Below are 13,427 nucleotides of genomic sequence, written 5' to 3'. Positions count from 1 at the left end.
TCGGGTTTTTCTTAAAGAAGGAGTTTACCATTAACAGCAAATGGAATGGAAAAGTGGTGCTAAGCGAGTGAGAGCTAGACAGTGGAGGATGACCAAGAGAGCGTCAAGAAGGACGGCTAGGAAACTGTATTTTTTTATATAACTGGCTAGCTATTAAGAATATATACGAATTGTAAAGTAATGAGCATCTAATGCTCTCTACTTTAGTTAACATAACATTATTTATGTAAACCAATTAAAACCATTCACCATAAAAAGGGTCGTTGGTTTATTTTTTGTGTTCAAAATACCCAGTCAGTGAGGGCAATATTGCATATCTTATGATGTACTCAATTACAAAGGAGGAGTCAACAATGGGCGAATTTGCAGGAGGATACGGTGGTTTCACTTCCACAGGAGCTATTCTGGTTCTGTTTATCCTGTTGGTTATCATTACTAAAACCCTCTGTCTGTAATCCTTTAACTTCACAAATTAAAGGTTCCGTCAGTCTAAATGACTGGCGGATTTTTTATGTCCAGATATGTACATTGGAGGAGGGGAATACATGTGACTAAGGATATTGACATAATACTAATCCAAAACATATATTAAACAGTGTTCAAAGATTAAACAGTGTTCAACACATGAGGAGACAAATTTATGACTAAAGAACAACGAAAAGTACGTGAGCGTGAAGAAATGAGGAATCTAATCCTGCAAAATGCAGCTTTATTGATTGCTGAAGAGGGAATAGAGAAGCTCTCTATCCGAAAAATCGCTGAGAAAATCGAATATTCACCGGGAATTATTTATCATTATTTTAAAGGCAAAGAAGAGATTATCGAGAACTATTTGCAACAAAAATATACGGATATGCTTACTGAGCTTCAGTCTGTGCAACAAGAGGTACAGCAGGAATTACCTCCAGATACACTTTTAAAACGATCATTGGAGAAGTTCATCAGGATGTCTCTTTCCACGGGTGTAGAATACCGGAATGTCATGCTAAACGATACGCCGGCTGTTCTTAGTTACACAGCTGTTCTATTTAGAGGAGCAGCACAGGAGCGTAAAGCGATTGGGATGCTCTGCCAGGGCCTGTTCAGATTTGAAGCACAGAAAAACCGTGAGGAAGCTTTCGTAGAACTCACTGCTCAGGTGATATGGAGTGCAGCGTTCGGTTTAATTATGCGTTTGCTTGTCGAAAAAGATCTGCCTGATGATCAGGTCGAAGCTCTGATTTCATGTCATTTGGATTCAATGGTTGCTATTGCCTCCAGGTAAAATCTAAATATTTTCATGAAGGGAGGGGGAGGTTGTTATAAAACATATAAGGAAAGTCGTAGTGCTGTCGGTGTTGATTTCGGTTATTGCAGTGTTTGCAACAGCGGTTGGGTTGTTTTCAGATGGGATAAGTGATGGAACAAAATATACTTTTACGTCAATATGGGGCGAGGATGTAAAGCTTCAGGGGTCAGGAGTGTACAGCCATGATTCTGTCTCTGCGGCGGCACAAGCTAAAGCACAGGATGGAGTTACATTATTTCTTGCCATACCTTTACTGCTCAGTTCGCTCATCATGACAATTAAAGGCTCGATAAAGGGGAGGATGCTCCTTACGGGCACTCTGGGGTACTTTTTATATACTTACGCATCCTACAGCTTTCTGACGATGTACAATTCATTGTTTTTAGTTTATGTGCTGTTGTTTTCTTTAAGTTTTTTCGCATTCATCCTAGCCTTATTTTCTTTCGATAAAGAATCCATACATACTTACTTTAAAAACAGTTTACCTTCTAAAGGAATCGGCTTTTCACTAATGGTTATTGCTTTTATGATTTTATTTCTCTGGCTAGGGAAAATACTGAATTCACTACTGGGGGGAATACCGCCACAAGGGCTAGAGCACTATAGTACGTTGGTAATTCAAGTTTTGGATCTTGCGATCTTGGTCCCATTAGCAATTGTAACGGGGATTATGGTCATTCGTAGACAACCTTTTGGGTACCTACTGGCAACTGTCGTTGTTTTCAAAGGAGTTACCTTACTGCTAGCAATTACGGCAATGCTGGCGGCAATGATCTATAGCGGTGTGGTTGTGTCTATAGCCGAGTGTGTAATTTTTCCGACGATGGCTTTAGCTATTGCTGCTTGTATGGTTATTTTGTTAAAGCATGTACGTGAACCCTTAAGATAATAAGTGACCAGCGAGTGGAAGGGAGCGATTAGAATGAAGACAATAATTATGTTTACCTCGAAATATGGGTGTGCGGAGAAAGCGGCTTATTTATTAAAATCTCAACTGGGCGAAGAAACCGAAGTAGTTAATTTGATGCATGCTAAAGAGCCGACACTGGAACGATATGATACGGTCATCTTGGGAGGTTCTATTTATTATGGGAAAATCCAAAAACAAATGACTGATTTTACAGCAAAATATCAACATGAACTAGGGAAAAAACGAGTAGGATTGTTTATTTGTGCAGGAGCAAAAGGTGAGGAGGCCTCACAAGAATTGAAATCTGCATTTCCAGAAGTGTTATATAACCAATCGGTGACGAAAGAAGTTTTTGGAGATGAGATCTATGAAGAGAAGCTAACTTTGCTAGATCGGTTTGTATTGCGGATGGTAAAAGGAAAAAATAAGAACGTAAATGGGTTGTCAAAAGAGACGATAGAGCGTTTTGCGCTTGCTATGAAAAGGCAGTGAAAGTGAGTGGACAAACGAACTGCTGAACGTACTTCAGGTCATTTCAGGTCATAGTTAACATAATTATGATTATGTTAACTATGACCTTGACATTCAAAAAAAGTAGTCCTTCTTGTGAGAAGAATTTTACTTCCTCATATCGAGTCTCTGTTCATCGAAACATGAAAACCCTACAGAATCGTGCAGAAAAAGTCGGGAAGCTAAAAACCTTCTCTGATAACCTATAATTAACGAGGGAGGCAACGTCATGGATACGCTGGTACAACTGAACAAAGCAATAAACTATATTGAGGAGAACCTAACAAATCAAATTTATTATCAGGAGGTTGTGAAAATAGCCTGTTGTTCGGAATATCATTTTACTCGCATGTTCTCATTCCTAGCAGGCATTACTCTGTCGGAATACATCCGGCGTCGACGTCTAACCTTGGCAGCACTCGAGCTATCACAAAGTAATATCAAAATTATCGATGCCGCTCTGAAATATGGTTATAATTCGCCTGATTCCTTTTCTAGGGCTTTCCATAGCATGCATGGGGTAAGTCCTTCGGAAGCTCGGGTCCATGGACAATCCCTTAAGGCGTTCCCTCGGATGTCGTTTCAGCTGACTATCAAAGGAGGAAATGAAATGAATTACCGTATTGAAAACAAAGAATCTTTTCACATCGTGGGCATAAAAAAACGGGTACCAATCATTTTCCAAGGGGTCAATCCGGAGATTGCGTCGATGTATGAAGGGTTGACGCCGGAAATGATTGATGAGATGAAGAGATTTTCCGATGTTGAGCCCTCAGGGTTTATAAGCGCCTCTACAAATTTCTCTGAGGGGCGTATGGAGGAAAAAGGAGAGTTCGATCATTATATTGGCGTTGCCACTACGAAAGACGCATGGAATGGCTTGGATCAGCTGGAAGTGGCGGCCTCCATGTGGGCTGTATTCACAGTCGTCGGCTCTTTTCCTAGTGCGCTACAAGAGATCTGGGAGCGAATATATTCGGAATGGGCTCCGTCATCGGGATATGAGCTAATTAAAGGGCCTGAAATTCTTTGGAATGAGCACAAAGATATCACATCGCCAAATTTTAAAAGCGAAATATGGGTGCCTATCAGTAAGAAATAAAAGAGTTTGGTTGGACTAATGAGACTGAGAGCTGAATATCCTTTCACTACGAAGCTGCCGCGAAAAATCATTCCAGCAGCTTCGTCAAGCTATAGGCAGGGTATTTCGAAAATGTTGTAGAAGTACAATAGGTGAATTGAATGATTTTTGGAATGTAGTAGATTTCAATTTTTATGATTCAGACGAAGATTGAATCAATGAATCCTTCTATTTTAAAGGAGTCCTTATGACGAACGAGAAGCTTTTGGACTTACTAGGCGGGTACGATATCCAACAGCCTGAGATTATTTTCTTAAGGCATAACGAGAACAGAACCTATCGTGTTAATGACAGAACGGGGAAATCATATTTACTCCGCATTCATGACCCTTTTATAGATGACATGAAAGGTCTGCAACATACATACGGCGGCATTCTTGGAGAATTGCAAATGCTTGAGAAGCTGGGAAGCTGGAGCAGCAACGAAATACAGACTCCCGTAAGAAACAATGAGGGTGAACTTATTACGATCATTGAATACGAAGGTGAACTGCTAAACTGCTCCGTCCTCACCTGGCTGGATGGAAGAGACATGAATATGAATGATGTTAACAATCTTGAACTGGTAAAAGAACTGGGATCGCAAATAACAGAACTGCATACTTTTTTTCGGCAGTACGAACATACAGGTATGGAGATTCGACCGAGTCAAGGTAAAGCTTATAATGAACGGATGATCCGTGTGATTCATTCGGGTGTGAAAAAGAATTTATTTACGCCTTCTGATGCTAATGTCATTGAACAAACGCTGCAATTGATCAACTCCCGGTTAGATGACCGTGGCGGGGAGGCTGGCCCTGACCTTATTCATGGGGATTTGTGTATGGGTAATATCATCATCACAACCGAAGGTGAGGTGCGCATCATCGATTTTGGCTTTTTCGGTAACGGTTATGCCTTACTTGATGTAGCCATGGGAGCTATGATGCTGCCATCCGATCGAAGAGATACTTTCCTAAAGGGTTACTACAGAGAGTGCGAAAATACAGCGAATGATCTACTGCAGTTGGAAGGTTTAATGTTGGTCGCTATTATTGGATATTACGTCTTCCAGATGGAGAATGTACATGTTCATGTCTGGATGCGTGAAAGAATGCCCAAATTATGCGCTGAGTATTGTCGCCCCTTCCTCAATGGTGAAAGTATATTTTATAAAATATGAAATGGAATGTTCTTGGTTGAACTAACGAGGAGTGGTAGGTTTGATAAAAATTGATTATATCCGTTTGTCACCAAACGTGTTATCAAAAAAATAGTAAAATAATACTGTTAAGCGCGATGGCTGTCGATGAGCATTTATTTCGATTATATTATAACAAGGAATGAAAGGGGGAATGGTGTTGATTGAACATAGCAATCTTGAAGAATTTCAAGATCCGGTAAATTACGATCTTGAATTTGACGGTGAAATGGACAAATATCAGTTCTATCTTGAGCTTGCTAGATCGAGTCCTGGGGAAGTGTTAGAACTTGCTTGTGGTACAGGCTTAACAACGATCCCCCTCTCGAAAGCCGGTATAACAATGACCGGTGTAGATATCTCTTCAGCAATGATTGCATATGCGCGGTTGAAGGCGAAAGGGCTGACTGTTACTTTTATGGAAGGTGATGCCCGTACCTTCGAATCGGACAAGCGATTTTCGATGATTTATTTGACTGGTAATGCATTTCAGGCATTTTTAAGTGATCAAGATCAAAGCGATTTGCTCACGACCGTTCACAAACATTTACAACCTCATGGAATCTTTGCATTTGAGACCCGTAATCCGGAGGGAACGGATTTATCCGATCAAGAGGAGACAGAATGGGGATCATTTATTGATAAGGATGGAAATAACGTCAAGGTATCAGGCACACAATGTTACGATGCTGGCCAGCATATCATGCATTGGGTCACGATGCGTGATTGGGGGTATAAACGAACGACTTCCCGAATTGCTTGTCGGTTCACGGATCCGAATACGCTGCATTCTTTATTAACCCGTCACGGCTTTCGCGTCGAACATCTATATGCTGACTGGAATAAAACGCCGTTTTCTCCGTCATCTTCATCTATCATTAGCGTTTGTAGGAAATGTTAGGAGAAACGTAATGCATTGCAATAGAACTCCCCCTCAGATTGAGGGGGATTTTGTTGTTCCTAAGTTTAGCATACTTTTCGCATTAAGAATTCAATCGGTCCGCGGGACATTCGTTTTCTCCACCTATGTGAGAAGATCACACATGTATCGGATGAAGAAAGAAGTTCTGCTCAATAAATAAAAAAGAAGTCGACCCTCTCGTTGGTCGGCTTCTAATTGTTCTATTGCGCGGTCAGGATTTGTGGACCTTCAGCGGTGATGGCGATCGTATGCTCGTATTGGGCGGCGAGTTTGCGGTCCAGCGTCCGGGCGGTCCAGCCGTCCTGATCAATTGTCATGTTGTAGGTGCCTTCAGTGATCATGGGCTCGATCGTGAATACCATGCCTTCCTTGATGCGGGGGCCTTTGCCGGGCTTGCCGACATGCATATAGGTAGGCTCCTCATGCAGGTCACGACCGATGCCATGAGCGAGAAGGTCGCGCACGACGCCAAAGTTGTTCGATTCGGCATGCTGCTGGATTGCGCTCGTCACGTCTCCGAGCCGATTGCCGGGCTGTGCCTGCGCGATGCCGAGGTCAAGGCACTCCTTCGTGACGCGCATCAGCTTCTCAGCCGCCGGTGAGATCTTCCCGACCGCATAGCTCCAGGCTGAATCGCCGAGCCAGCCGTCGAGCTCCGCTACCGTGTCGATCGTCACGATATCGCCTTCCTCAAGTGGCTTATTTGTAGGGAAGCCATGTGCAATTACGTCATTGACGGAGGCACAGGTCGCATATTGATAACCATTGTAGCCCTTCGTATATGGTTTGGCGCCGTGCTTCAAAATAATATCCTCGAATATGCGCTCAATCTCGTTCGTTGTGATGCCCGGTTTGATGAGCGGGGCAATTGTGCGATGGCATTCGGCCACAACCTGGCATGCCTTGCGGATGGCTTCGATTTCATACTTGCTTTTTAAGATGACCATGTTTGTTTCAGGACTCCTTTGTAATGGCTTGTATCGCGAGCTGGGCGATTCGATCGATGTCCAGCTCGGAATTGCTCGCATAGTAGTGCAGCCCGCAGCAGCCGACCAACACGGCAAGCATAAGGTTGATGCTGTCGTCTTCACGCTGCATAGTCGATTGGAGTGGAACATACAGCCTTTCCATGAATCGTCTCTTGGCAGGGTGCCGATCTTTCTCTGGCAAGCCTGTAAAATGTTCCGCTGCCATTTTGTAGACGAGATATGCGCGGGCATCTGACTGCCACAACTGGAGTAGCGTCTTGCAATACGTTAACAACTGCCTGTCGTCAGGGTTGTCCCGGCTGATGTTCGCCCATTGAGTCAGGGTTTGCTCACATCGCTCGAAGCCGCTGCTCAGCACATCTTCTATTAGTAAATGCCGGTTGGGGTAATAATGGTATACCGTGCCATAACCGAGACCAGCCTCGCGGGCGACGTCGCGAATATCAAAGCTTCCGCCCGTACGGAAGTAGGTATGCGCGGCGAAGTCCAGGATCTGTTCTCTGCGCTGCATGCGTATGAGCTCATTTTGTTCTTTGGTACGGGGGCACATGGGCGCGTTAACCTCCTTTTTTAATATAGACCTGCAAATTTGTCAATATAAAGAGTGTAACGCATGAGGGGGAGAAATGCAATTATCTGTTGGCGTTCGATGAAAACAAGTATTAGACTGAATAATAAAGTGCTTACCGGGTAGACAATCCTGAGATACGTGTTCGCGTTGAATCGCTTCGTCAGCAGCAAGTTCAAGTGCCGACACCGAAACAAATTAAGCGGGAGATGGATGAAAACAATAAGGACGCCATCATTGCGTTGTTAAAACGAAAGATGAAGAACTCGAAGAAGAAAATAAAAAGTTGCGAGAACAACTTAAGTTTTCCTATGCGGAGGTCTATCAAAGGATTTGAGGGAATGACTGTTAGCTTATTTAGCTTACGGGCAGCTTAGTTTAAGATCATACTCGGTGAACTGTATCATAAATAGGGGCAAGTTTAACCCTTGAAACCAGTGAGCTAGGATCAATTTCGTTTCGAGTTAATGTGAATAATAGCCATTATTTTTAAATATGCGACAAAAATTGCATTTGAAGAAATATTATTGTATGATTTGGTGTGTTAAAAATTGGAAAATTTAATCGTCATTGTGTGGACAGTACGGATACTACTTCAGCAGTTAATTATGGCGTAACCAAAGTTTCTTATACTTATTAACTAAGGAGAAGCAGCCTTGCGTAAGAAGAAATATGTTAGCATAGCCTCAATTACATTGATTGTGATTATGGTCGTTCTATTCTTCAGTATGAAAAATGTTCTTTTCGACGGCTCTTCTAACAAATCAGAGGAACAGGCCGCCACAACAACCAGTGAGATGATTAACGAGACAGAGAAACCAGCTGCCACAATAACGAATAAGGGAACCAATGAAAAGAAGAGTGTAACCGCGATGGAGGCACTGCGCCTTGGGTACTCAGAGGCGAATAAGCTGACGGAAGAAGAGCCATTACTTATTAACATAACAAGCACGGATGACACTTCTGTTTCCCAGGAACGAACCGATGGTTCGGATGGAACAAGAGATGCTTGGAATCTCGAATTTGGCAGCAAGAAAGGGAATGTTTTTATTTATATCAAGATCGATAATGGAATGGCCATTAAGACTGATGTGAAAAAGCACGATAAGAATTTACTTGTAAAAGGACAGTACTCGATATCTGATATTCAAATCGATTCTTCCGATGCAGTTAAACAAGCTGTTGAGAGACTGGGGATGAAACCAGGAAATCCTGCTATAGCAGATGACTGGATCAAGGGGTATCATTTTACTATCAGCGGGTATAATACTGATCCTAACTCCTCCAAAACACGTCTGCTGCTAAGAGTTATGGGTATCTCGCCGAATTCTCCTAATCGTGAGAATGACAGTTTGAGAATGAGCGCTTTCTTTGAAGTCAAAACAGGTGAATTGATGAGCGCTACCGAGATGACAGGCTTCGACAAGGATGGGAATACCATGTGGAAGAATATTGAGCTTAAATACTGATGACGGCATAAATAAATGAAGAAGGAAGATATTTTCGTAAAAATACAACATATTACCAAATAAAGAGTTATTATTGATGGAACTTACCGTGCGTTACTGCTCATGAGCAGACGCATGGTAAGTTTGTTTTTATGTAAAGGCGTTATTAACTGTCTACTTGGTAAAGTCTATACGCATCACTCAAGTTTATTGAACTGGAAATATCCATTCTTCCAGGTGATGTATATGCTGAGTATATTCTTTAGTCCCCTGAACGGCGGTTAGGGCAATTGGAACCTAGCGGATCAAAGAAAGAGCATCCTGCAAAGGATGACCCAAAAACTCACCGTTAAAAACAGCGCGGTGAACTGTATCACAAGTTGTGGTAAAGTAGATTGTTGGGTTGAGCTAAGAGCAGCAATGTTAAAAATTGCAGATTGTTGTTTATAGATTGCTAAGTGAGGATTGAAAGGCTGGAAGATCGATGAATAAAGGGATGCAGGCGATTCGCAAAGCTAATAATTTTGAGCGATCCTAATAAAAGATGAGGTATATGTGATGCCAAAAAACGATAATATGCTGGCAATCCTATGGATGCTGAATTCGGGTGTTAAAATGACCGCAAAACAAATATCCGAAAAGTTAGAAATAAATATAAGGACAGTCTATCGGTATATTGATGCGCTAAGTGCCAGTGGAGTGCCTATAATATCCGACACTGGTCATAATGGCGGGTATAGCCTACTGAATAATTTTATCAGAGCACCACTGCTATTTGATATTGAAGAAAAAAAAGCACTTCTTCATGCTGCTGTTTTTGCAAAAGAAGCCGGATACCCTTTGAGTGAGGCATTAGGTAATGCGACATCCAAATTGAAAATGTATTCGAATGAGGAACAGGAAAGTGTTCTCAGCCGTCATTTAGCCGGATTTGAAGTTATAAACCGTAGGGGAGATCCTTCTATTCAGCCAGTATTAGCGGAATTGGAGCAAGCTGTAGCAAACGAGTTCTCTGTAGAAATTGATTATCACACACGCCGTGATGATCAACCCAAGACTAGGGTGATAGATCCCTATGGTATGGTGTACTGGAACAATAAATGGTATATTGTTGCATTTTGTCACCTGAGAAATGAGATTCGCAGCTTTCGGGTAGAACGGATTTTACAAATCAAGCGGACTCAAAACATATTTAAACGTTCCGAAGCTTTTTTGGCTCGGGAATTTTTTTTGCGAAATCTATTACCTGATTTAGTCGGCAAGGACGGGTTAATTGCTTTAGTTATCGAAGGTAGGTCAGAGGCGTTGGATGACTTATGCCTGCATTGGTTTTTGGGGCATCATCTGAAAGAGCGTACATCAAATCAAGCAATCTTTTTACTTGAGGAAAAATCAATTCATACCTATGTTCCTAGTTTTCTCTTATCCTACGGGAAATCCATTCAAGTAATCGAACCACAGAGTTTGAAGGAAAAACTTGTTGGTGTGGTGTCGGAGTTATTGGAATATTATCAACTTTAATAACTTCACTGACAGCGGATGTCAGTGAAGTCATTTTATAATGACGATAATCATTGATTACCGATGGTTGGTATCACTAGATGAATTGTAAAATAAGGAGAACTTGCAAATGAATAATACGGTATATCTTTATGTGTTTGACACAATGGCAGACTGGGAAATAGGCTACGTAACTGCCGAACTGAAATCGGGAAGATATTATAAAAAGGGGCTGGTCCCGTCAAAAATAGTTACCGTGGGAATTGATAAGACTCCAGTAACTACAATGGGCGGATTGAAAATACTGCCTGACATCAAATTGGATGAGTGCAGCATTGAAAGATCAGATCTATTGATTTTACCCGGTGGAGATACATGGACAGAAACCATTCACCACCCCCTCTTAAAAATCGCTGAAAGGTGTTTAAGGGAAGGTATATGGGTTGCAGCGATTTGTGGTGCTACAATGGGACTTGCCCAGACAGGATTGCTGAATTCACGTGGGCATACAAGCAATGATCTGGAATACCTTAAAATGATCTGTCCCACTTATACAGGAGAAAAGTATTTCAAAATGGAGTCTGCTGTAACGGATGGAAAACTGATCACAGCATCTGGAATAGCTCCATTGGAATTTTCTGCACACATCTTGAAAGCTTTGGATGTGTTTTCTCCAAAAACATTAGACGCCTGGTATAACCTTAATAAGACTAATGATTCTAAATATTACTATGAGTTGATGAATTCAATACAATGAAGGTATCAGCATTTAAGGAAAAGTGAAAGTGTGTTGTATATATAGATATGGACAAGATGCCACATGAGTAACAATGCGACTTAAAATATTCCTTCCATAGGAATCCTAATGGAGTACGATAGTTAAGCATAAAGGGTTCCACATATTAGTCATGTATAATATGTGGAACCCTTTATTATATCTGACTTTCCTAAATCTAGATCTTGATTAATTGAAAAAATAAAGTTGTAGACTGCACGCTGGCATTAAGTTGTTTAAGAATACATTTGGATAAAGTGGGAGATATTACTGAAAACTTCTCCAGATGGGCGGTTATTATGAAAAAAATACTGATATCATTTTTGGCGATACTTATTTTTTCCACTGTTACAGTAGAGGCTGCGCCTGAATACGCAAAATGGGGCAAAATTGCAGTAGAGGAAACACAAAAACGATACAATGCAGTCATAATTGATTATAAGCACATTGGTCGTACTGAACTAACACCTAAAAAGTCTGAAGAGAAATTCAAACTATGGATTAGAAGCAAAGCAGGTAACGAGTTTGGGGTTTTTGTATCAATCCAATTTGACCCATCAACTGACACAATCCAATCGATTCAGTTTTCTGAAACTAATCGTTAGATTTAATAAATCTCGCTATTTACGCTAATGGGGCACGATAGCACAATGACAACAGGCTGCCGAGATCATAGGCAGCCTGTTCAGCTAACGGGCAGAATAACGTGATGTAGGTGTGTACTTTAAATGAGAAGAGTAATAGAGGTGGATTAAAGATAGGACTTTATTTTCCAGTCCAAGACTGCCGCTGGTTTTATAAGGAGTCATTTTAAAACCCTATTTGCCTCGGACATTACCTCCTCAATATCAGCAGGGTACACGATTTTTGGGAATTTCCATCGTATGACTAGTTTAGCCTCTAATTGAACTATCTTAATCCCAGGATGAAATCCCTGCAAAATGCTGTGAAATAACAGCTTTTTATGAACAAAAACTAAGCATAGCTTACAAAAAAGGACTAAATTCACTCTTTCTTTCTACAATTTCAACATATGAAAAATTCACAATAGAAATATCAAAACCTATTCCTCTCCCTAGCTACAATTCACTAATTCAAAAAGTTCTACGCCCCAACAAACAAAACCCGTGAAAAAGGATACCCAACACCAACCTCTATGTTTACACAAGCTTTTTTTCTATTTTTATTGCTAGTTCCATAGCTTGTAGGGCATGGTCTAACTCGATTATGGATGAAGTACCCTCCTCTAAGCATTGGATAGCATGCGTAATACTCTTTTCAAAAGGATTAGCTTGTTCTATCAATAGTTGCTGTTTACCTGCAGAGGTATATTCAATTAATGATCCTTCAACCTTTCCGTTCATGTCGTCACTTTCTTGATAGACAAGCTTTCCTTGTTCAAAATAAGCTTCATACCCTACGGAAAAAGGATAACCAGCTGGCATTTGTGAGGATACAACGATTTCTGCGGAGACATTCGTTTTCTGAAAATGAGTACGTACTAAAGCTTGTTCACTTCGTCCACCATCGGTTCCCCACACAGAGTATTCTTCTAAAGATCCAAGCAGCCAGGTAACAAAATCAAGTTCGTGAATCATCAGATTTGTGGAGATAGAATGAAGTCCGAGATCACCCCACAGAGGTGCCGTTTCTCTTTTTAAGGTGAAGGCTAAGAGCTTTCCATATTTCTCTTGATGAGTGGTTTCGTATAAATATTTGTACGCAGGATCAAATTTAATAAATTGGTTCACGAGAATTCGTCTGCCATACAATTGTTCTGCTTCCTTCATCGCAAGGGCATCTTCATTGTTAAAGCATACAGGTGTTTCACAGAATACATGTTTCCCATGCTTAAGCGCCTCAACGGCAAACTGTCTATGTAAAGTTACGGGCAGACAGATATCGATCACATCAATTGTGGTATCAAGCATGATATCCTCTATATTTGTGGTAATCTCAACGCCTAACGCTTGTTTTAAATTTTGCAGCTTAGCTTCATTTCTACCATAAACAATAACTTTGTCTACACGCTCATTTTTCGTCAATAATTCTGCATGATAAGCTCCGAACCCTGTTCCTAAAACGGCAATTTTCATATGTTTCAGCTCCCTTTATGTAATGAACTAATCATAACCTGTTATTGTTGACAACATCATGGCAAGAATTTTGAAGTATACTTGATAAAAAAGAAAAGCT

Annotated in this window: 14 protein-coding genes and 1 pseudogene; 12 read left to right on the top strand and 3 right to left on the bottom strand. The window is 41.1% G+C overall.

Going from position 1 to position 13,427, the window contains the following annotated elements; all coding sequences use genetic code 11:
- Positions 1 to 353 precede the first annotated feature (353 nt).
- The 7 genes from MKX34_RS17680 (at position 354) to MKX34_RS17650 (ending at position 5,930) form a co-directional block, all read left to right on the top strand.
- Entirely contained in the window at positions 354 to 455 is a 102-nt protein-coding gene (locus MKX34_RS17680) for a sporulation protein YjcZ (RefSeq protein ID WP_197069683.1), read from the top strand.
- Positions 456 to 640: 185 nt separating this feature from the next.
- On the top strand, positions 641 to 1,264 hold the full coding sequence (locus tag MKX34_RS17675; RefSeq protein WP_038571504.1) for a TetR/AcrR family transcriptional regulator: 624 nt from the start codon (positions 641 to 643) through the stop codon (positions 1,262 to 1,264).
- 61 nt (positions 1,265 to 1,325) lie between these two features.
- On the top strand, positions 1,326 to 2,177 hold the full coding sequence (locus MKX34_RS17670; RefSeq protein ID WP_052097078.1) for a hypothetical protein: 852 nt from the start codon (positions 1,326 to 1,328) through the stop codon (positions 2,175 to 2,177).
- Positions 2,178 to 2,210: 33 nt separating this feature from the next.
- On the top strand, positions 2,211 to 2,690 hold the full coding sequence (locus tag MKX34_RS17665; RefSeq protein WP_038571502.1) for a flavodoxin domain-containing protein: 480 nt from the start codon (positions 2,211 to 2,213) through the stop codon (positions 2,688 to 2,690).
- Between the two features lie 247 nt (positions 2,691 to 2,937).
- The gene (locus tag MKX34_RS17660) at positions 2,938 to 3,810 is read left to right on the top strand and encodes an AraC family transcriptional regulator (protein WP_076296525.1); all 873 of its coding nucleotides are present in this window, start codon (positions 2,938 to 2,940) and stop codon (positions 3,808 to 3,810) included.
- 226 nt (positions 3,811 to 4,036) lie between these two features.
- Positions 4,037 to 5,011, top strand: a complete 975-nt coding sequence (locus tag MKX34_RS17655; RefSeq protein WP_038571496.1) for an aminoglycoside phosphotransferase family protein — start codon at positions 4,037 to 4,039, stop codon at positions 5,009 to 5,011.
- 178 nt (positions 5,012 to 5,189) lie between these two features.
- Positions 5,190 to 5,930 (top strand): class I SAM-dependent methyltransferase, encoded by a 741-nt coding sequence (locus MKX34_RS17650; protein ID WP_080742510.1) that lies wholly within the window; start codon positions 5,190 to 5,192, stop codon positions 5,928 to 5,930.
- Between the two features lie 221 nt (positions 5,931 to 6,151).
- Here the strand turns inward: MKX34_RS17650 and map are convergent, their stop codons facing one another.
- Together map and MKX34_RS17640 are read right to left on the bottom strand one after the other, a co-directional pair.
- Positions 6,152 to 6,898: a type I methionyl aminopeptidase gene (gene map / locus MKX34_RS17645; RefSeq protein ID WP_036687603.1), complete on the bottom strand. Its 747-nt coding sequence runs from the start codon at positions 6,896 to 6,898 to the stop codon at positions 6,152 to 6,154.
- 7 nt (positions 6,899 to 6,905) lie between these two features.
- Positions 6,906 to 7,490: a TetR/AcrR family transcriptional regulator gene (locus MKX34_RS17640; RefSeq protein WP_036687602.1), complete on the bottom strand. Its 585-nt coding sequence runs from the start codon at positions 7,488 to 7,490 to the stop codon at positions 6,906 to 6,908.
- 143 nt (positions 7,491 to 7,633) lie between these two features.
- Between MKX34_RS17640 and MKX34_RS17635 the strand changes: the two are divergent.
- The 5 genes and pseudogenes from MKX34_RS17635 to MKX34_RS17615 form a co-directional block, all read left to right on the top strand.
- Positions 7,634 to 7,845: pseudogene (locus MKX34_RS17635) on the top strand (transposase); the annotation flags it as partial.
- A gap of 319 nt (positions 7,846 to 8,164) precedes the next feature.
- On the top strand, positions 8,165 to 8,977 hold the full coding sequence (locus MKX34_RS17630; RefSeq protein ID WP_076296526.1) for a hypothetical protein: 813 nt from the start codon (positions 8,165 to 8,167) through the stop codon (positions 8,975 to 8,977).
- A gap of 537 nt (positions 8,978 to 9,514) precedes the next feature.
- Positions 9,515 to 10,477, top strand: a complete 963-nt coding sequence (locus MKX34_RS17625) for a YafY family protein (protein ID WP_076296527.1) — start codon at positions 9,515 to 9,517, stop codon at positions 10,475 to 10,477.
- Between the two features lie 109 nt (positions 10,478 to 10,586).
- Positions 10,587 to 11,213, top strand: a complete 627-nt coding sequence (locus tag MKX34_RS17620; RefSeq protein ID WP_076296528.1) for a type 1 glutamine amidotransferase family protein — start codon at positions 10,587 to 10,589, stop codon at positions 11,211 to 11,213.
- Between the two features lie 275 nt (positions 11,214 to 11,488).
- Entirely contained in the window at positions 11,489 to 11,836 is a 348-nt protein-coding gene (locus tag MKX34_RS17615; protein WP_339205435.1) for a DUF3889 domain-containing protein, read from the top strand.
- A gap of 555 nt (positions 11,837 to 12,391) precedes the next feature.
- Here the strand turns inward: MKX34_RS17615 and MKX34_RS17610 are convergent.
- Entirely contained in the window at positions 12,392 to 13,327 is a 936-nt protein-coding gene (locus MKX34_RS17610) for a Gfo/Idh/MocA family oxidoreductase (protein ID WP_076296530.1), read from the bottom strand.
- Between the last annotated feature and the right edge of the window lie 100 nt (positions 13,328 to 13,427).

It is taken from the genome of Paenibacillus sp. FSL R5-0636, from assembly GCF_037974255.1.
Lineage (GTDB): Bacteria > Bacillota > Bacilli > Paenibacillales > Paenibacillaceae > Paenibacillus_AQ > Paenibacillus_AQ odorifer.
This window is presented reverse-complemented; position numbering and strand designations above follow the sequence as displayed.